The organism is Streptomyces sp. MUM 203J, assembly GCF_022414595.1.
Lineage (GTDB): Bacteria > Actinomycetota > Actinomycetes > Streptomycetales > Streptomycetaceae > Streptomyces.
The window spans coordinates 12,444-30,047 of sequence record NZ_JADWYO010000072.1 but is presented as its reverse complement, the minus strand read 5'-3'; the positions used below and the strand labels follow the sequence as shown (position 1 = coordinate 30,047).

The 17,604-nt window shown below is 71.8% G+C and carries 21 protein-coding genes; 10 read left to right on the top strand and 11 right to left on the bottom strand.

Going from position 1 to position 17,604, the window contains the following annotated elements; translation table 11 throughout:
• Positions 1-339: GAF domain-containing protein (locus I3F58_RS25925; RefSeq protein WP_240111119.1), on the top strand; the 339-nt coding region annotated here is incomplete at its 5' end.
• Positions 340-408: 69 nt separating this feature from the next.
• On the opposite strand, the gene I3F58_RS25920 is transcribed toward I3F58_RS25925, so the two are convergent.
• Both I3F58_RS25920 and I3F58_RS25915 read right to left on the bottom strand, forming a co-directional pair.
• Entirely contained in the window at positions 409-726 is a 318-nt protein-coding gene (locus I3F58_RS25920; RefSeq protein WP_240111118.1) for a hypothetical protein, read from the bottom strand.
• Positions 727-735: 9 nt separating this feature from the next.
• Positions 736-1,500, bottom strand: a complete 765-nt coding sequence (locus I3F58_RS25915) for an SIS domain-containing protein (protein ID WP_240111117.1) — start codon at positions 1,498-1,500, stop codon at positions 736-738.
• Between the two features lie 182 nt (positions 1,501-1,682).
• Between I3F58_RS25915 and I3F58_RS25910 the strand changes: the two genes are divergently transcribed.
• Entirely contained in the window at positions 1,683-2,375 is a 693-nt protein-coding gene (locus tag I3F58_RS25910; protein ID WP_240111116.1) for a metal-dependent transcriptional regulator, read from the top strand.
• 480 nt (positions 2,376-2,855) lie between these two features.
• Entirely contained in the window at positions 2,856-3,731 is an 876-nt protein-coding gene (locus I3F58_RS25905) for an alpha/beta fold hydrolase (protein ID WP_240111115.1), read from the top strand.
• 122 nt (positions 3,732-3,853) lie between these two features.
• Here the strand turns inward: I3F58_RS25905 and I3F58_RS25900 are convergent, their stop codons facing one another.
• Positions 3,854-5,323 carry a S8 family peptidase gene (locus I3F58_RS25900; protein ID WP_240111114.1) on the bottom strand — a complete coding sequence of 490 codons (1,470 nt, stop codon included), beginning with the start codon at positions 5,321-5,323 and terminating at the stop codon, positions 3,854-3,856.
• 271 nt (positions 5,324-5,594) lie between these two features.
• Between I3F58_RS25900 and I3F58_RS25895 the strand changes: the two genes are divergently transcribed.
• Positions 5,595-5,810, top strand: a complete 216-nt coding sequence (locus I3F58_RS25895) for a DUF664 domain-containing protein (protein WP_308355064.1) — start codon at positions 5,595-5,597, stop codon at positions 5,808-5,810.
• 241 nt (positions 5,811-6,051) lie between these two features.
• Here the strand turns inward: I3F58_RS25895 and I3F58_RS25890 are convergent, their stop codons facing one another.
• The 3 genes from I3F58_RS25890 to I3F58_RS25880 are packed head-to-tail and all read right to left on the bottom strand — an operon-like array spanning position 6,052 to position 7,655.
• Positions 6,052-6,906, bottom strand: a complete 855-nt coding sequence (locus I3F58_RS25890) for a helix-turn-helix transcriptional regulator (protein ID WP_240111113.1) — start codon at positions 6,904-6,906, stop codon at positions 6,052-6,054.
• A 7-nt stretch (positions 6,907-6,913) separates the two neighbouring features.
• Positions 6,914-7,429, bottom strand: a complete 516-nt coding sequence (locus I3F58_RS25885) for a DUF6879 family protein (protein ID WP_240111112.1) — start codon at positions 7,427-7,429, stop codon at positions 6,914-6,916.
• Entirely contained in the window at positions 7,404-7,655 is a 252-nt protein-coding gene (locus I3F58_RS25880) for a hypothetical protein (RefSeq protein WP_240111111.1), read from the bottom strand. Before I3F58_RS25880 ends, I3F58_RS25885 begins: the two co-directional genes overlap by 26 nt.
• 440 nt (positions 7,656-8,095) lie before the next feature.
• Between I3F58_RS25880 and I3F58_RS25875 the strand changes: the two genes are divergently transcribed.
• The 3 genes from I3F58_RS25875 (at position 8,096) to I3F58_RS25870 (ending at position 8,998) form a co-directional block, all read left to right on the top strand.
• Positions 8,096-8,254 (top strand): hypothetical protein, encoded by a 159-nt coding sequence (locus tag I3F58_RS25875; RefSeq protein ID WP_240111110.1) that lies wholly within the window; start codon positions 8,096-8,098, stop codon positions 8,252-8,254.
• Between the two features lie 130 nt (positions 8,255-8,384).
• Positions 8,385-8,519 (top strand): hypothetical protein, encoded by a 135-nt coding sequence (locus I3F58_RS29490; protein WP_275678940.1) that lies wholly within the window; start codon positions 8,385-8,387, stop codon positions 8,517-8,519.
• Positions 8,520-8,581: 62 nt separating this feature from the next.
• The gene (locus tag I3F58_RS25870) at positions 8,582-8,998 is read left to right on the top strand and encodes a hypothetical protein (RefSeq protein WP_240111109.1); all 417 of its coding nucleotides are present in this window, start codon (positions 8,582-8,584) and stop codon (positions 8,996-8,998) included.
• A 3-nt stretch (positions 8,999-9,001) separates the two neighbouring features.
• Here the strand turns inward: I3F58_RS25870 and I3F58_RS25865 are convergent, their stop codons facing one another.
• The 3 genes from I3F58_RS25865 to I3F58_RS25855 form a co-directional block, all read right to left on the bottom strand.
• Positions 9,002-10,624, bottom strand: a complete 1,623-nt coding sequence (locus I3F58_RS25865) for a transporter (protein ID WP_240111108.1) — start codon at positions 10,622-10,624, stop codon at positions 9,002-9,004.
• Positions 10,621-11,442, bottom strand: a complete 822-nt coding sequence (locus I3F58_RS25860; RefSeq protein WP_240111107.1) for an ABC transporter ATP-binding protein — start codon at positions 11,440-11,442, stop codon at positions 10,621-10,623. The genes I3F58_RS25865 and I3F58_RS25860 overlap by 4 nt, the downstream gene beginning before the upstream one ends.
• Positions 11,443-11,571: 129 nt before the next feature.
• A complete protein-coding gene (locus I3F58_RS25855) occupies positions 11,572-12,273 on the bottom strand; it encodes a bifunctional DNA primase/polymerase (protein ID WP_240111106.1) in 702 nt (233 codons plus the stop codon).
• 281 nt (positions 12,274-12,554) lie between these two features.
• Here I3F58_RS25855 and I3F58_RS25850 point away from each other — a divergent pair, with 281 nt between their 5' ends.
• Positions 12,555-13,937 (top strand): transcriptional regulator, encoded by a 1,383-nt coding sequence (locus I3F58_RS25850; protein ID WP_240111105.1) that lies wholly within the window; start codon positions 12,555-12,557, stop codon positions 13,935-13,937.
• A 359-nt stretch (positions 13,938-14,296) separates the two neighbouring features.
• On the opposite strand, the gene I3F58_RS25845 is transcribed toward I3F58_RS25850, so the two are convergent.
• Entirely contained in the window at positions 14,297-14,449 is a 153-nt protein-coding gene (locus I3F58_RS25845; RefSeq protein WP_240111104.1) for a hypothetical protein, read from the bottom strand.
• Between the two features lie 51 nt (positions 14,450-14,500).
• On the opposite strand from I3F58_RS25845, the gene I3F58_RS25840 reads away from it, so the two are divergent.
• Positions 14,501-15,523: a hypothetical protein gene (locus I3F58_RS25840; RefSeq protein ID WP_240111103.1), complete on the top strand. Its 1,023-nt coding sequence runs from the start codon at positions 14,501-14,503 to the stop codon at positions 15,521-15,523.
• A 39-nt stretch (positions 15,524-15,562) separates the two neighbouring features.
• Here the strand turns inward: I3F58_RS25840 and I3F58_RS25835 are convergent, their stop codons facing one another.
• Positions 15,563-16,834 (bottom strand): ABC transporter substrate-binding protein, encoded by a 1,272-nt coding sequence (locus tag I3F58_RS25835; protein WP_240111121.1) that lies wholly within the window; start codon positions 16,832-16,834, stop codon positions 15,563-15,565.
• Between the two features lie 271 nt (positions 16,835-17,105).
• On the opposite strand from I3F58_RS25835, the gene I3F58_RS25830 reads away from it, so the two are divergent.
• Positions 17,106-17,552, top strand: coding sequence for a hypothetical protein (locus tag I3F58_RS25830; RefSeq protein WP_240111120.1), 447 nt, complete (start codon positions 17,106-17,108; stop codon positions 17,550-17,552).
• Positions 17,553-17,604 lie beyond the last annotated feature (52 nt).

The following is a 17,604-nucleotide window of genomic DNA, read 5'->3' as shown; positions in this document are numbered from 1 at the left end:
GCCGGGGAGCCCGGCGGCGTATCGGGCACGGGCCCGGCATCCGGGCCGGACGGGGTGCCCGGCGGCCCGGGGGCGGGGCCGGACCCCGGCTCGGTCCCGGGCGCCGGGGCGCACCCGACCGAGCGCTGGGCGCGGGAACGCCACTGGCCCCGGGACGCGGCGCACGCGCTGTGCGTGCCGCTGCGCAGCCGGGGCCGCACGCTCGGCGTGGTCACCTTCCTGCGCGCGGCGCCGCGCCCGCCGTTCACCCGCCCGGACGTGGCCTACGCGGAGAGCGTGGCGGCGAGGGCGGCGGCGTGTGTGGACCTGGCGCGCCTGACCGGCCGGTCCGAGGACTGACGGGAGGGAGCGCGGCCCGCCCGGCGTTCGGGAGCGGGCGCCGTTCCGCCCCGGCAGCTCCCGGGGGCCCTACGGCTCGTACAGCGGAAGGAAGCTGACCGCCGCCTCCTCGTACGGGTGCGCGTCCCGCACCGCCCGGAGCACGGCCGCGGCCTGCTCCTCCTCGCAGACGGACTCGACGCGGCACTCGTCGGCGTACCGCACCTCCCCGACCGCTCCGTCGTACGGCTGTGCCCCGGCCAGCGGGCGCCAGGTGCCGGTGATCCGGGTGAGGCTCGCGCAGCGCTCGTAGTCGCCCAGCCGCCCCGCGCCCACCGCGTGCAGGGCGTCGATGATCCGCTCCGCGTGGCTCTCGGGGACGGATATCTCGATCTTCAGCCGTGCCATGCGGGGACCCTACCGCCGGTAGAAGATGCGGTCCGCGTACTCACGCATCACCCGGCCGTTCCACTCGTGGCCCCCGTCGACGTTTCCGGACCGCAGCAGCGGCGGTTCGATCCCGCGGCGGACCAGCTCCTCCGCGGCGGCGGCCATGGCCGCCTGCATCAGCGCGCTGGTGACGACGGTGGACGCGGGCGCGAAGGGCGCCTCGACGCCCTCGTGGGTCAGCTCCGCGTCCCCGACGGCGATCTTGGAGTCCAGCACGACGTCGCAGTGGTCCTTCAGGAAGGACCCCGAGGCGTGCCGGGAGCGGGTCTCCTTCGCGTACGCGACGGACGTCACGCCGATGACGGTGAGTCCGAGGGCGCGTGCGTTGAGGGCCATCTCGACGGGCAGGGCGTTGCGCCCGGACAGTGAGATCACGAACAGCAGGTCCCCGGCCCGCGCGGGGGACGCGTCGAGGACCGCGCCCGCCAGTCCGTCCACTCGCTCCAGAGCCGAGCCGAGCGGCGCGGGCACGACGTCCACCCCGACCGCTCCGGGCACGGCCAGCAGGTTCATCAGGGCGAGCCCGCCCGCCCGGTACACCACGTCCTGGGCGGGCAGCGACGAGTGCCCGGCGCCGAAGGCGAAGAGCCGCCCGCCCCCGGCGACGGTGTCCGCGACGGCCGAGCCCGCCGCGGCGATGTGCTCCGCCTCCTCGTCCCGTGCCCGCCGCAGCAGCCCGATCGCCGCGTCGAAGAACTGTCCGGCCAGAGCGCTGCCGCTGCTGTCGCTCATCCGCGTGGCTCCCTCTCTGTCTGTGTCGCGGATCACCGTGCGGTCTGGACCAATGCCCTGTCAATACCGCCGGTACGAGGCGGGTGACGGCCGTTGTCCACAGGCGGCACGGTTGTCCGCGGCATGCGCAACAATTGGTAAAGGGCCGCGCAGGTTGCAATGACACCCACTGAGGGGCACGTATGTCCGGACTGATCGACACCACGGAGATGTATCTCCGCACCATCCTCGAACTGGAAGAGGAAGGTGTGGTCCCGATGCGTGCCCGTATCGCGGAGCGGCTCGACCAGAGCGGCCCGACCGTGAGCCAGACGGTCGCCCGCATGGAGCGGGACGGTCTGGTGGAGGTGGCGGGCGACCGCCATCTGGAGTTGACGGAGGAGGGCCGGCGGCTGGCCACACGGGTGATGCGCAAGCACCGGCTGGCCGAGTGCCTGCTGGTCGACGTGATCGGCCTGGAGTGGGAGCAGGTCCACGCCGAGGCGTGCCGCTGGGAGCACGTGATGAGCGAGGCGGTCGAGCGCCGGGTGATGGAGCTGCTGCGCCACCCGACGGAGTCGCCGTACGGGAACCCGATCCCGGGCCTGGAGGAGCTGGGGGAGAAGTCCGAGGCGGACCCGTTCCTGGACGAGAGCATGGTGTCGCTGTCCGAGCTGGACGCGGGCACCGAGGGCATGACGGTCGTCGTGCGGCGGATCGGCGAGCCGATCCAGACGGACGCCCAGCTGATGTACACGCTGCGGCGCGCGGGTGTGCAGCCCGGCTCCGTGGTCAGTGTGACCGAGTCGCCCGGCGGGGTGCTGGTCGGCAGCAGTGGTGAGGCCGCCGAGCTGGACGCCGACGTGGCGTCGCACGTGTTCGTCGCCAAGCGCTGACGCTCGCCCCCTCGCCACTCGAAAGGGCCATTCGTACGGAAAGGCAGCGCCTGCCGGTCGAGCGTGCCACGCTTGGCTTCAGGCCTGTGTCCTGACTGTGCGCGAGCCGGGGTCCCGGGCGTCGGGGACCCCGGGGAGGGGAGCGGCGCGATGCTGTCCGTGCCGACGTGTGCCCCTGTGCCCGTCTCGGGGTGTGACCAAGGGAAAGGTCCCGGTGCCGTCGTGCGGCACCGGGACCCGGCCTCCCCTTCGCTGACCCGGAGCCCCGAGCTCCCAGGGTCATTCCCGTCGGACCTCTTTCCCCGAGCGGTCCGCCTCCCGGTGGAGATCTCCCCTCGGCCGCGCGCGTCAATCCTTGAGCGGGGTCACTCGAACGAGCGGTGTACTCACCGACTCCACAGGAACCCCTGTATACGTACATCCGTTCGATAATCTGGCCGCAGGGTTGTCCGATCGGGACAGAAGGGGGTGCCTGGTCACATGGTGCGACGCATCGACCTGACCGGAGCCGACGGCGTTCGCCTCGCGGCGTGGGAGTTCGCCGAACCGCCCAAGGGGCCGGGCGACGAGGGCTCGGCGCCCCCCGCGCCGGCCGTGTTACTGCTGCACGGCCTGATGGGCCGGGCCGGCCACTGGGCCGCCACGGCGCGCTGGCTCGCGGAGCGGTACCGGGCGGTCGCCCTCGACCAGCGGGGTCACGGCCACAGCGACAAGCCCGTCGAAGGCCCGTACACCCGCGAGGCGTACACGGCCGACGCGGCGACGGCCATCGAACAACTCGGCCTCGCCCCCGTCACCCTCATCGGCCACTCCATGGGCGCCCTGACGGCCTGGCAGCTCGCGGCCGAGCGGCCCGACCTGGTCCGCGCCCTGGTCATCAGCGACATGCGCGCGTCCGCGCTGGGCGCGGCGTCCCAGCGGGAATGGGAGAACTGGTTCCGCACCTGGCCGCTGCCCTTCGCCACGCTGGCCGACGTTCGCAAGTGGTTCGGTGAGGACGACCCCCGGGTGGAGCGTCCCAGCCCGGCCCGGGGCGCCTTCTTCGCGGAGGTGATGGCCGAGTCCCCCGACGGCTGGCGCCCGGTCTTCTCCCCGGCCCAGATGCTGGCCGCGCGCGAGACCTGGGTCCACGACGCCCACTGGGACTCGCTGGCCCAGGTCACCTGCCCGACCCTCGTCATCCGGGGCCTGGACGGCGAACTGGGCCGCGCGGAGGCCCAGGAGATGGTCCGCGTCCTCCCCCTGGGCCACTACGCCGAGGTCCCCGACGCGGGCCACTATCTCCACTACGACCAGCCGGAGGCGTGGCGCACGGCAGTCGAACCCTTCCTGGAGGCGACCACGGCCCGGACGTGACGGCCCGCGGGGCAGACAGGACGGCGGGTCCGGCACTCCGGTACCCACCGGAGTGCCGGACCCGCCTGGCCGACGGAACCTCAGCCGTACCTCACGGGCGGAGGAAGGTCAGCGACCGTGGCTCACGGGCAGATGACCGCGCACCTCTCCAGGTCGCGGATGGTCCACTTGAAGGCCGCCGAGCCCACCCTGCCCCTGGAGTCGGTCGCGGTGACCTTCACCGAGTAGTAGCCCTGGCTGTAGGTGTAGCCGGAGATCACGCCCGTCGTGGAGTTGATCTTGAGGCCCGGAGGAAGGCCGGTCGCCGTCCACTTGTACGGAGTGAAGCCGCCGTACGCGTACATCCGCTGGGTGATCGGGCGGTCGGTGAAGCTGTAGCGGTTGCCCGGGTTCTTGACGGTGACCAGGTCGGATCGGGAGTAGAGCAGCAGGTTGGGCGAGCCGGAGCCGCCGTTGGACACCGTGCCCACCGTGGCGACGCCCCTGAGCTGGCTGGCGACCGTGGCCGGCGAGGCGGCGGTGTGGGTCGCGAGGTACAGCGCGGCGGCCCCGGCCGCGTGCGGGGCGGCCATGGAGGTGCCGTTCAGTACCTTGCTTGCGGTGTTGCTGTCCTTCCAGGACGACCTGATGCTCACGCCCGGGGCGAAGATGTCCAGGCAGCGCCCGTAGTTGGAGAAGCTCGCCCGCTTGTCGCCGCTGTCGGTGGCGCCCACGGTGAAGGCCTCGCTCACCCGGCCGGGCGAGTAGTTGCAGGCGTCCTTACCGGAGTTGCCGCCCGCCGCGACGACGGTGATCCCCTTGGAGACCACGTTGCGCACCGCGCTGTCGGCGGTGCTGTTCACGCCGTTGAAGCCGAGGCTCAGATTGACCACGGCGGGCTTCCTGGCGTTGGCGGCCACCCAGTTGAGGCCGTCCACCAGTGCGGAGAGGGTGCCTGATCCCGTGCAGTTGAGGACCTTGACCGCGACCAGCTTCACGCCCTTGGCCACACCGTAGTGGCTGCCGCCGACCGTTCCGGCCACATGGGTGCCGTGGCCGTTGCAGTCGGTGTTGTTGGTGTCGATGGAGTTGCGGCCCCAGGTCGCCCGGCCGCCGAAGGTGGTGTGCGAGGTACGGATGCCGGTGTCCACGATGTACGCGGTCACGTTGCTCGCCGTGGTCACGTAGCCGTACTTCTGATTGAGCGTCCGGCTGTGCTGGTCGACGCGGTCGAGGCCCCAGGACGGCGGGTTGTCCTGGACGGCCTGGGCGCGCACCACGACGTCCTGCTCGACGTAGTCGACCCGCGGGTCGGCCGCCATCCGCGCCGCCTGCGCCGGGCTCATGCGCGCGGCGAAGCCGTGCAGGGCGTCCTTCCAGACCATGCGTACCTTGCCGCCGTGGCGGCTGGTCAGGTCGTCGGCGGTCTGCGGGGCGGCCTTGAGCGAGGCGGCCGAGGCGCCGCCCTTGAGGACGACGAGATAACTGTCGTCGATCCGCTCGGCTCCGGGAGCGGTGCGGACCTTGCCCGTTGGGGACGGCTGAGGAGTGGCGGACGCACCCGCGTCCAGGGACGCGGTCACTGCCAGCGCGGTGAGCGCACTGGTGATCACGGCCGTCAGGCGACGGCCGGTACGACGGGATTCTCTCACCGATGACCTCCGGATCGCGGGCGGTGGAAAGCCGCCCAAATGATGAACGGGGCATGACAAGAACCCAGGTGGAACGGTCCGCGGATCACGACTGGACCGGCCCGCCCCGGAATGTGCAGGTGAAGGAACGGTGTGAGATTAGTGAAGGCAGCCGAGAGAGCACCAGTGCGGTGGCGGCGGAATATCCGGAATATCGGTTGCTACTTTCCGGTACCCGAACGGCCGCTCCGGGGTGCGGCGGGTTGCGACCTCCGCGACGAGGAAGTTGATCCGCGTCCTCGGCGAGTCCGTCCGGCATGCCGGGCACGCCGATATCCTGCGCGAGGGAATCGACGGCCGGACCGGGCTGCGTGCCGAACACGAGGGGCAGATCGACGAGGAAGCCCGTGCAGCCCACTGTGCGAAGATCGAGCAGGCCGCCAGGTCGGCCGCCCGAATCAAGACATAGAGGTCGCCTCACGTGACTTGACGCTCGTCGCGGCATGATGCCGGCCGGCAGCCCCGTTGCCGCCGTCGCAAGCTGCTCGTCCGCACGGAAGTGGGACCGCTCCGTGTGTCGAGCGGGCCGTGTTCACCTGGCCTGGCCACGCGAGCGCGGGCTCGTCGCGGGCATCGCCCGGACGGGGCTTTGCAGTGGGCTGCCCCAGGACCGCTCGGGCCGTGTCGAGGCCAGGTGCGCTGCGGAGCGCTTACCGCAGGGCTTCGAGGGCTTTGACGATCAGGCTTCGGGCCTCCGCCCCGTACACAGCGAGTTCCGTCAGCCTGGCGAACGCGCGGAGGTAGATGTCCAGCTCGCCTGGGGCGGTGACGGTCACCTTGGCGGCGAGCAGCTCGACGTGTACGCGCGCGTCATCGAAGACCGTGAACTGTTCGACTGGCCACATGACCTGTTCGCGCGGTGCGGCTGCCGGGATGATTCCGAGAGATATGGACGGCAGGCTCATGGCGGCGAGCAGGCTCCCGAGTTGGCCGGCCATCACTTCCGTGTCACCCACCTTGTGGTGGAGGACGTTCTCCTCGATGAGCGTTGCGAAGCGGTGGTCCCCTTCGTAGACGACGCGCGAGCGGCGCATGCGTGCGTCTACGGCTGCGCTGATGTCGTCCGGGGTTCCCCGGAAGCCCGCGATGGTTCCCATGAGGGCGGTGGCGTAGCCGGGTGTCTGCAAGAAGCCGGGCATCACGTGGGAGGCGTAGACGCGGAACACGCATGTGCGCTCGTACAGGGGAGTGGAGGCCTCTTGCAGGCGACGCATGCCGGTGCGCTGGAGCCGTTTCCACTGGACGTACATGGAATCGGCCTGCCGGTTGGCGGCGACGAGGTCTGCTGCCTGGTTCTCGGCCCCGCAGGCCGCGCACCAGGCCTGGATGTCCTTGTCAGATGGTGCGGTGTGGGCGTTCTCGATCCGCGATGACTTGGCGACGGACCAGCTGCAACGGGCTGCGAGTTCCTTCCCCGTGATCCCTGCGTCCAGGCGCAGCTCTCGCAGGCGTGCTGCGAGAGCTGCGCGTGCCTCCTGGACGTTGGATGTGGGGAACGAGGGCATGACTGGCCTACGGCACCTCGTACTGGCCGTGCGCAATGGCACGGTCCCAGACCTTCTCGAACGCGGCTGAGCACAGGCTCACCACGTTCTGGTCGTCGCACAGCTCCTTGTCCGTCCACTCGCCGTCACCCGAGAAGTGATGGACGCGCATCAGACGACCATCGAAGATCCAGAAGTCGTTGGCCGGCAGCAGGATCCCGGAAGCGAGACGCCGAGGAAGCCACTTCACCAGTTCGCCCGCCTCCAGGTTGGCGCGTGTCTGGTAGTGCTCCCAGCGGATGTAGTCGGTCACGGGTTCGGACACGACACGGGCGCGACGGACCGCAACCCCGCGAGCGACGGCGTCTGCGATGTCCTGGTGGAAGGGGCGCCACCAGGTGTCCCGGCCGTTCCAGTCGACTCGGTCGCCTCGCTGCCATGCTTCGAAGCGGGGGTTGCTGAAGTACAGGTCCCGCATCTCCAGGTGCACCGCGGAACGCTTGCAGTTGGAGAGGAGTTCAGCGAACTCCGGGATCGAGCTCATCGCACGCCTTCCTGATGACGGGGATCATCCGCTTCGGGATCCGGATGACCGTCTCGCCGGGCGGGATCGGGGCTTTCGCGGGGGACAGCGAGTCGCAGGTGGTGCTCGTCTCCTGGTCAGCCTCGTAGCTCTGGATCAGGAGGTCCTTCGTCTCCGTGTCCACCCAGACGGCAGGGCACCCGTCCTCGTCCGTCTCGGGGTCGATCCCAATGAAGCGAATGTTCATGGCCGTTGGCCTCCCGTGCAGTCAGTTGCACTGATTTACACAACAGTCGTTCGGCCAGACCACGCGGTCAAGAGTGCGTCCGGGCTATCACCCGATCCCGTCAACTGGTCTGTAATCCACTGCAACTTTGTGGCGTGCGCAAAGTCGCGCTTCCTACGTTCCTGAGCGACGACAGGCACCATCCGCGCCAAGCGGGAAGGTGAAGGGACGAAACCGTGATGACGATCAAGGTGTACGCGAGGCACCCGGACGGCAGCACGACCACAGTTCGGGAGCGGCACGAGGTGGCTCCGGCTGATCCGCCGCCGCCCGTGCTCACGTATCCGCCCTGTGGCTGTCCGCGCTGCGACCGGAAGACGGGCTCGCGGTGAGGTCGGGGCGGACGCTTCAGCAGGTTCGTGAGGACACGGAGCGTTCGGGGCGGTCGGGGGGAGCGCGAGATGAGGGAGCACGGGTTCTGCCATCCGCAGGACGTGTACGCCTCCGGCCATCCCCGCCCCGGTGAGGAGCCGATCTTCTCGATCAGGTGCGTGTGCTCCTGCCACATGAGGATCGTGTCGCCCACAGCGCCGCCCCGCGAGGGGCGTCGCATCCACTGAGTTCCCGCTCCGGTCATCATTTCCCTGGCAGGACCGGCGGCCGGAGCGGGGTTTGAGGGGCCCGGTCCCGAAGGGCGGGGTCACGGGCCCTCTGCATGTGCGCATCACCACCAGTACGGAGAAGGGCTCCGTGCTGTCTGCACACCTGGAGGTCAGCGTGCGATACCGCATCGACCAGGTCAAGGCTGCACCCGGCGAGGACGACGGCAAGGGCGGCAACCCCTCCGGGGGCTGTGGCGACGGAGACGGCTGCGGCCGCAAGTAGCCCCAGCTGAACGACTGTGGGGCGGTCGCCCTGTGTGGCCGCCCCTTTCAGGGAGAGGCACCATGCACCACCACGGGTACGCCTGGCTCGGCTCCGGGCTGCACCAGGTCCGGGACGGCGTCCGGCGGGCTGGGCATCCTGAGTTCGCCACCAGCCCCGTGCCGCCGCTGGAACTCGCACACTGGCTGCTCAGGCCCGCCCCGTTCGTGCGCGGCACGTGGGACGACCCCGAGCAGGCCGCCGAGTGGTTCGGCCGGCAGGTACGGCCGCACCGCGACGTCCTTGCCGACGCCCACGACCGGGAGGTGCTGGAGGCGCGGCTCGCCGCCGTCAGCGACAGCGCGGCCGGGGGCGAGGACGTCGCCGGTGGGTGGTGGCTCAGCGGGCAGCGGTACCTCGGGGTCTACCTCGTCGGCTGCCGGCCGCACCGGTTCCGGCCCGAGTACCCCTGCCCCACTGCGGGGCCGGCCCTCCCGTAACCGCTACGCCTTGCTCACCGCCGCCAGGATCTCCGGCAGCCGCCGCGCCGTGCGCCCCGCCGCCAGCCGCAGCCCCAGCCACGCCAGCAGCAGCCCCCATGTCGCGCCCAGGGCCAGCATCAGCCAGCCGAGCGAGCCGTCGCCGGACAGGACGGACCACACCTCCAGGACCATCAGCGGCGCGCTCAGCACGGCGGATCCGAAGAACGCGGCCAGCATGGAGAGCCAGACCAGGCCGCCCTGGCCCGGAGCCGCGTTCTTGAAAGCACTGTCCTGCGGGATCGCGTACGGGAACAGCGCCGAACTCACCGCGCCCAGCCCCAGCAGCGCCCCCAGCAACGCGTACGACAGCCCCATCGCACCGGGCAGTCTGTCCCAGTCGCCCGCCACGGCCGCCAGCGCCACCGCCACGAGCGTCACATACGGGAGGGTCACCAGCAGCAGCGCCAACGCCCGTGCCCGCAGCTCCTCGTACGCGTCCCGGGCGGACGACACGGTCGTCGCGACCATCCAGAACGCCGACGTGTCCTGCCCGAACTGGTTGAACATCTGCACCCCGAGCATGACCATCGCGAAGCACGCCCAGTACACCGTCGCCACGCCCTGCACCGCGTTGAACAGCGGGATGATCACGCCCAGCACCAGCGACGTGACCCACGCCCCCTTGGTCTTGGGGTCCCGCCACGCGTACCGCAGCGTCCGCTGCATCACCGCGCCGGTCCGGCCCTCCGGCCACAGCCCGGCGCCGAGCCCGCCGCCGCGCTCGCGCCGCTTCTCCCGGGCGCTCGGCCCCGCCACCGCGATCGTGGACGCGTCCGGCGCCGTCATCAGCCGGGTCAGGCTCCGCTGCCACCAGTACAGCAGCCCCACCAGGGCCGCCGCGGCGAGCAGCAACTGCACGGCCGCCGCCGCGTACGCGCCCTCGGCCGCCGAGTCCACCGCTGCCACCGCCGACGCCGGCGGCAGCCAGGCCGCCACCCGCGCCGCGGGCTCCAGCGGCTCCAGGCCTTCGCCCGACGAGCCGAGCCGCTGGGCGCCGAAGTTCACCAGCTGGATGCCCACCGCGACCACCAGGCCGCTCAGCACCGCCAGGTCCCGGCCCTTCCGGGACGTCAGCAGCCGGGTGTTGGCCGCCGCCACGGCCCGCGCCAGCGCCACACACACCAGGAGAGTGAGCGGGACCGCCAGGACGGCGACGGCCACGGACGCCGTTCCGTGAGCCACCGAGACCCCGGCCCCCAGCGCCACGCACAGCGTGAACAGCGGGCCGATCCCCACCAGCGACGCCACCAGCAGACCCCGTACCATCGCCGCCGCCCGCAGCGGCAGCATCACCAGCCGCGTCGGGTCCAGCGTCTCGTCCCCGCTCGGGAAGAACAGCGGCATCACCGCCCAGCCCAGCGCCAGCACCGCCGCCGACAGAACGGCGACCGTGGCCGCGGACTGAGAACCCCGCAGCAGCAGCATCCCCGCCAGCTGTCCCAGCGCGAACAGCGCCACGCACACCGCCGAGAGGACGAACACGGCCGCCCGGCCCGTCGACCGGCGCAGACCGTTACGGAGGAGGGAGAGCTTCAGCCGTACGAGTACCGGGGTCAGCGAGGCCGTCTCCGCCGCGGCGCTCACCGGGCACCGCCCAGCCAGTCCAGCGAGGCACCCGCGTCCCGGCCCTCCGCGCCCACCAGTTCCAGGAACGCCTGCTGGAGGGTCGGCCGGTCGCCCCGGACCTCCGCCAGTGTGCCGTGTGCGCGGATCCGGCCCGCCGCCATCACCGCGACCCAGTCACACAGTGACTCCACCAGCTCCATCACATGGCTGGAGAAGACGACCGTGGCCCCGGAGGAGGTGTAGCGCTCCAGTACCCCCCTGATCGTCTGCGCCGACACCGGGTCGACGCCCTCGAACGGCTCGTCCAGGAACAGCACGTCCGGGTTGTGCAGCAGCGCCGCCGCCAGACCGATCTTCTTCCGCATGCCGGTCGAGTAGTCGATCACCAGCTTGTGCTGGGAGCCCGCGAGATCGAGCACCTCCAGCAGCTGTGTCGCCCGCTTGTCGACCTCCGCGCCCGGCAGCCCCCGCAGCCGCCCCATGTACGTGAGGAGTTCACGGCCCGACAGCCGTTCGAAGAGGCGCAGCCCCTCCGGCAGCACCCCGATACGGGCCTTCACGGCTGCCGGGTCCTGCCAGACGTCGTGTCCGACGACCTCGATGCGGCCGTGGTCGGGGCGCAGCAGCCCGGTGATCATGGACAGGGTCGTGGTCTTGCCCGCCCCGTTGGGGCCGACCAGGCCGATGAACTTCCCGGCGGGCAGGACCAGGTCCACACCGCCGACCGCGACCTGCTGCCCGAAGCGCTTCCAGAGGCCTTCCACGCGAACGGCGGGCGGCGCCGTCCCGGGCGCCCCACCCGCCATGTCATCTCTCTGGTGCTGCTGGTCCGGCATGGTCGGTGCCTCTTCCCCGTTCATGTACGTCTAGGAACGGGGCCAGCCTACGAACCGGCCGGTCGGGTCCGCAGGAGGGGGAACCCGGCAGTCTCCGCTGGTCAGCGTTGCCGGATCAGCATGATCGGATCAGCCGCGCCGCGCCCGCGCAGCCGCCGCCTCCCGGCCGCACGCGTACGCCAGCGGGCTGATCAGCTCCTCCGCGTCCGGCAGCCAGCGGTTCGCCGGAGTCGGCCGCCGAGCCCACTGCACCGCCCCCTGGCCCGCGACCCGCGTGGGCGGCGCCGCCACATAGTGACCCTCGCCCTTGGCGGCCAGGTCGATCGACGCCGGAGACCAGCCCAGCTTGCGGACCAGGTCCGCCGCCTTGGCCGTGGCGCCCGGCAGGACGAAGAACTGCATCCGCCGGTCCGGGGTGCACAGCACCGGGCCGAGCGTCAGCTCCATCCGTTCCATCCGGGCCAGTGCCAGGAAGCCGGCCGACTCCGGTACGTCCAGCACATCGAAGGTACGGCCCGTCGGCAGCAGGATCGACGCCTTCGGGTGCTTCCCCCACAGCCTGCGGGCGGCGACCGCGCTGCCCGTCGCCTGCGTGGCCCAGTCCGGACGGGCCGGGTGCGCGCCGGGCACCGGGCAGGCCGCGTCTTCGCACGAGCAGCGCTCCCGGCCCTCGACGGCCTCCAACCACGTGCCGGGGAACACGTCCCAGTGCCGCTCTTCCGCGTACCGCACGGCGCCGTCCAGCAGCTGCTCCCCGCGCTGCTGGGGAATCTGCGCGGCGTCCGTGACTCCGATGGTCTCTTCCACGGACAGCACAACTCCCCACCCCATCAGGGGTTACGGGGCGCAAAGGCGATGGGTGGGATGCATCCGTTCGACATGTGGGGCGCATGGGAGCACTCCCGGGGGCGCGCATGCGCGACGGGAGCCGCGGGCGGGTAGCCACAGCCGGGGGAGGAGCCGCGTCAATGCGGGAGTCTCCGGCCATTGCCGAGTATTCCGCTGCAATAGCCGATGTTTTGGTATGACAGCGCCAAGTTCTGCATTCTCCGGACATCAGCCGGGCAGTGATCGGACCGACTGATCGCCACCGGCACCACCAGGGGGTAGTCATGGCAGCGAGGCCGCTCGTAGCCCGTCAGCCGAACGAACGGCTGCAGGTTCTCATCCAGGAAGCAGGGTGCTCCAACGCCGGGCTCGCCCGCCGCGTCAACATGGTCGGCTCGGAACGCGGACTCGATCTGCGGTACGACAAGACGTCGGTCGCGCGCTGGCTGCGCGGACAGCAGCCGAGGGGCCGTGCCCCGGGCATCATCGCGGAGGCGCTCGGCCGCAAGCTGGGCCGCACGGTCACGATCGACGAGATCGGCATGGCGAACGGCAAGAACCTCGCGAGCGGGGTGGGCCTCCAGTTCTCCCCGACCGTGCTGGGCGCGATCGAGCAGGTCTGCGAGCTGTGGCGCAGCGATGTGGGCCGCCGGGACTTCCTGTCCGGGTCCGCCGTCGCCGCCTCCGCACTCGTCGAGCCCAGCCGGGACTGGCTGATCACCGCTCCGGACGCGGCGGTCGCGCGGAACGCCGGTGCCAGAGTGGGCCTTTCGGACGTCCGGGCGGTGCGGGCCATGACCGGTGCACTGGTCGAACTCGACCACCGGTTCGGCAGTGGGCATGTCCGGCCCGTGGTGGTGCACTACCTCAACAGCGTGGTGTCCGGGATGCTGTCCGGCTCGTACAGGGACGCGGTGGGGCGGCAACTCTTCGGCGCCGTGGCACGGTTGACGGAGCTGGCGGGCTACATGGCCGTCGACACCGGGCAGCCGGGGCTGGCGCAGCGGTACTACATCCAGGCGCTGCGGCTGGCCCAGGCGGCCGGCGACCGGGCGTACGGCGGGTACGTGCTGGCCGCGTCCATGAGTCACCTGGCGGCCCAGCTCGGCAACCCGCGCGAGATCGCCCAGCTCGCGCGGGCCGCTCAGGAGGGGGCGCGGGGGCACGCCACGCCCCGGGCGGAGGCGATGTTCCTGGCCGCGGAGGCGCGCGGGCACGCGCTGCTGGGGGACGCGCGCGCGTGCGACGAGGCCGCGGGGCGCGCGCTGGGCGCGCTGGAGCGGGCCGAGCCGGACTCGGGGGACGACCCCTTGTGGATCGCGCACTTCGACCATGCCTACCTGTCCGACGAGCTGGCCCACTGCCACCGGGACCTGGGGCAGGCGCAGGCGGCGGCGCGGGCCGCCGGGGACGCCCTGGACGGGCATCCCGAGGGACGGGCGCGGCGCCGGGCGATCGGTCTGCTGCTGCTGGCCTCGGCCCAGCTCCAGCAGCGAGAGGTCGAGCAGGCCTGCCACACCGGGGGCCGCGCCGCCGAACTCCTGGCCGGGCTGCGGTCGTCGAGAGGTGTGGAGTATCTGGACGACTTCCGGGCGCGGCTCGAGCCGTACGGTGACGAGCCGACCGTACGGGACTTCGCGGCGCGGCTGACGGTGGGCGCCGGGTAGCGGGCGCGTGAACGCGGGGTGGCGCCGGGGCCGCACGCCGTGTCCCGCGCCACACCCGTGTGCCGCAGCCGTGATCCACCCGGTAGCGTGAGCCGACGTTTCCGTAGGTTCACGCGTAGGAGTTCCTGGTGACGCAGAGCGGACACGGCCGCGAGGGCCGGCAATGGGGGCAGCCCTCGGGCGGGCCGCCGGACCAGCCTCCGGGCACCCCCCCGGCGCAGCCGCCTGCCCAGCCGACCGCGCAGCCGTGGGGGCCGCCGCCTCCGCAGCAGCCCGCCGGCGGGGGCGACCCGGCGACGCAGTACCTGCGGCCCCTACCGCCCCACCAGCAGGCGCAGCCGCCGCAGCCGCACCAGCAGTCACTCCACCAGCCGGACCCTCAGGCTTACCAACAGCCGCCGCAGCACCACCAGCAGCCGCATCCGCAGGCTTACCAGCAGCCGCAGCAGCAGCCGGACCCGCAGGCCTACCAGCAGCCGCACCAGCACCAGCAGCCGCACCCGCAGGCTCACCAGCCGCAGCCGCAGCCGCAGCAGGACCAGGCGACGCAGTATCTGCGGGCGGTGCCGCCGGAGAGCCCCGCCGAGTCGACCCAGTACCTCGGCACCGGGTACGGGGCGCAGCCCCGGCCCCCGGCGGGGAACCCGGACGCGGAGGCGACCCAGTACATACCGCCCGTACCGGGAAACAGCGGTCCCCCGGCGGAGTTCGACAACCTGTTCCGCGACGACGCGGGCGCCGGGGCGCCACCGGCCCCGGGTGCGGACGCCGCCGCCACGCAGTACCTGCCGCCCGTGGCCGCCGGGCCCGCGCAGCCGCCCCGGCCCGGATACGGCTATCCGCACCCTCAGCAGCCGCACGGCCAGCAGCCTCCCCAGCAGCCCTACGACGGCTACGGCGGTTACGACGAGGAGCCCGCGCCCCGGCGCCGCGTCGGCAAGATCCCGATGGCCGCCGCGGTCGTCCTCGGCTGCGCCCTGCTCGGCCTCGGGGCGGGCGCCCTGATGAACGGCGGCGACCAGCAGGACGAAAAGACCGGCAACGCGGGCGCGGCCGCGCCGGTCTCCCCGACGCCTGGCGAGTCCGCCGGGGAGTCCGCGCAGCCCTCCCCGTCCGAGAAGCCGAAGGACCCGGCCGAGGCGCAGGCCGAGGCGCTGGACAAGCTGCTCGCGGAGAGCGGCAACAGCCGGGCCACGGTGATCAGTTCCGTGGAGAACATCAGGAAGTGCGAGGGGCTGGACCAGGCGGCCACCGATCTGAAAGCCGCCGCGGCCCAGCGTCGTCAGTTGGTCAACCGGCTCAAGGAACTCGACATCGGCAAGCTTCCGGACAACGCCGGGCTGAGCGACTCCCTCACCAGGGCCTGGCAGGCCTCGGCCACCGCCGACGACCACTACGCGGCCTGGGCGACGCAGGTGAAGAAGCCCAAGAACTGCAAGGACGGCCAGGCCCGCACCACCAGCCACACCGGTCAGGCCGTCACGGCCAGCGGCGAGGCGACCGCGGCGAAGAAGGAGGCCTCGCGCCTCTGGAACGGCATCGCGGAGACATACGGCCTGACCGAGCGGCAGCCGACCCAGCTGTAGGGCCGGCTGCCTCCCGGACGGCTCCTCCCGGAGGCCCGGCTACGAGGACCGGGCGTCCAGCAGCGTCCTGCCGACGTCGACGAACCCGGACTTCTGCGCCACGAGGCGGCCCTTCCGCACCACCTGGAAGGTCACCTCGGGGTTGACGATCCGGGGGAAGCCGGGCGTGCCCAGCATGTCCTCGTAGCGCCAGCTCAGGTCCGGGGTGAGGCCTCCGGTGTTCACCCGGAGACCCCGGTCCAGGGTGAGGGCGATCCTCCCCGGGGTGACCTCCTCGTCGTCCACCGCCTCCACGGCCTCCTGGAGCACCGTGTAGGCGATCCACGTCGTCTGGACGCCCGCGTCGGCCGGGTCGATCCGGTTGTCGCCGAAGGCGTGCTCCTTGATGACCTGCTTCATCGGGGCCCAGCGCGGATCGCCCGCATCCGGGTACCAGCCGGTGATGTACGCGCCCTCGAAGGGGCCCGAGGCGCCGCCCGTGCGGTCGACGAGCAGCTGGTCGACGCTGCCGAGGACGGACGAGACCCTGATGTCCCTGCCGTCCGACGGGAGGCGCCGGAAGGAGTCGAAGAAGTGAGCGGTGCGCTCGCCCAGCGCGGCCGTCACGCAGCCGCGTTCCTCGCCCGCGCGGGTGCGGGAGCGGGAGGCGACGGCCGTGTACTCGCCGGCGTCCTCGCGCGCCGGGATGTCGATGGCCTGGCGCCTGCTGCCCTGCGCGAGTCCGGAGTTGAGGAGGTTGGCCAGGGAGTCGCCGGCGACGGTGTCGGGCCGGACGAGGGACACCTGCTCGCAGGAGTTCGCGAGCTGCATGCCGTTGCCCGCGAGCAGCGCGACCTGCCCGCCGTTGACGGGGTAGGAGAGATGGCTGCTGAACTCCTCGTCGCTCAGGCCGTAGCCGCCGATGTACGGGATGTTCGCGGCCTCCAGGATCGCCATGAAGGTGCGGCCGTGCTGGCTGTACGAGCCGACGACGGCCGCCGCGCCCTCCTTGACCGCCCGCCGGGCGCAGGTGGCTGCGCCGCTGGCGCTGTTCCCCTCGTTGCAGGTGAGGACGCGCAGCTCGTGCCCGTCGATTCCGCCGCGGGTGTTGACCCAGCGGCCGTACGCCTCGGCCATGGCGGGCATACCGGGCATGTTGGTGGCCTTGGTGCCTTCAGGGGCCCAGGTCATCACGGTGAGGGGTTCCCTGGAGCCCCCCGTGGCTCCAGGAAGGGCGCCGCAGCCGGTGAGGAGCGTGGCCGTCGCCGCGGCGAGTGCGAGGGCTGTGGTCTTGACGGAGGTGGAGAGTCGTCGCCTGCCGTTACCGGTCATGGACACGGACACTTCCGCCCCGCGGGTAACGCTGATGTGAGGGTGGTTCAACGGCGGGTGACGGCGGAGTGAATTACCGGGGCGGTCCGCCGGGCGGGGCCCGCGTACGGTGGGAGACGTACGATCGCGGGTGACCCGACGAACCGACCATCCGACCGGCGGTTGTCCGGTCACCCGTTCCGTTAGCTCGTCCGGGCCCGGTTCCGCAAGGACGGAGCCCACAAGGTGAAGGCGCATGAACTCTTCCCGTCACGGCCGTCGCTCCCCCACCATGGGCGGCATGCCGCTCAACGACATGCCGTGGTGGCGCTGGCGTGCGAACGTGCGCTCGGCGCTGCACATGCTCTCCGACACCCGCTTCCACGAGGAGTGCTGGCTGGCGGGCCGGGACGGGTACGGGGACGTCACGGACGCCGTCTACCGTCTGGTGGAGGACACCTGGCTCGACAACTGGTCGGCCGAGAAGTACGTCGGGACGATCTTCCGGGACTCGGGTGAGGCGGCGCTCGTCGATGCCGCCGTGCTGCGGGTGCTGCGGATCATGCACCAGGTGGGGGCGGACGCGCCGGTGTCGGCGTTCCTGAACCACCCCGGCTGGCCCGAGACCGTACGGGCGGCGCGGGAGGCCCATGTGCGGCTCGCCGTCAACGACGGGGAGGATCCGGACGGGCCGCCGAGGACGCTGGACGGGCTGCGGACGGCCACGGGCGCGGTCTGAGCGTTCCGCGTGGCGGACGGCCGTGAGGCGGACGTCCCGTCTGTGGCATCCT

Coding starts and splice junctions, on each gene's coding strand:
- I3F58_RS25830 (WP_240111120.1), top strand. CDS start 17,106: ATGGGCGGCATGCCGCTCAACGACATGCCGTGGTGGCGCTGGCGTGCG.
- I3F58_RS25890 (WP_240111113.1), bottom strand. CDS start 6,906: ATGCCCTCGTTCCCCACATCCAACGTCCAGGAGGCACGCGCAGCTCTC.
- I3F58_RS25920 (WP_240111118.1), bottom strand. CDS start 726: ATGGCACGGCTGAAGATCGAGATATCCGTCCCCGAGAGCCACGCGGAG.
- I3F58_RS25880 (WP_240111111.1), bottom strand. CDS start 7,655: ATGAACATTCGCTTCATTGGGATCGACCCCGAGACGGACGAGGACGGG.
- I3F58_RS25885 (WP_240111112.1), bottom strand. CDS start 7,429: ATGAGCTCGATCCCGGAGTTCGCTGAACTCCTCTCCAACTGCAAGCGT.
- I3F58_RS25860 (WP_240111107.1), bottom strand. CDS start 11,442: ATGCCGGACCAGCAGCACCAGAGAGATGACATGGCGGGTGGGGCGCCC.
- I3F58_RS25875 (WP_240111110.1), top strand. CDS start 8,096: ATGAGGGAGCACGGGTTCTGCCATCCGCAGGACGTGTACGCCTCCGGC.
- I3F58_RS25835 (WP_240111121.1), bottom strand. CDS start 16,834: ATGACCGGTAACGGCAGGCGACGACTCTCCACCTCCGTCAAGACCACA.
- I3F58_RS25850 (WP_240111105.1), top strand. CDS start 12,555: ATGGCAGCGAGGCCGCTCGTAGCCCGTCAGCCGAACGAACGGCTGCAG.
- I3F58_RS25915 (WP_240111117.1), bottom strand. CDS start 1,500: ATGAGCGACAGCAGCGGCAGCGCTCTGGCCGGACAGTTCTTCGACGCG.
- I3F58_RS25910 (WP_240111116.1), top strand. CDS start 1,683: ATGTCCGGACTGATCGACACCACGGAGATGTATCTCCGCACCATCCTC.
- I3F58_RS25855 (WP_240111106.1), bottom strand. CDS start 12,273: ATGGGGTGGGGAGTTGTGCTGTCCGTGGAAGAGACCATCGGAGTCACG.
- I3F58_RS25905 (WP_240111115.1), top strand. CDS start 2,856: ATGGTGCGACGCATCGACCTGACCGGAGCCGACGGCGTTCGCCTCGCG.
- I3F58_RS25870 (WP_240111109.1), top strand. CDS start 8,582: ATGCACCACCACGGGTACGCCTGGCTCGGCTCCGGGCTGCACCAGGTC.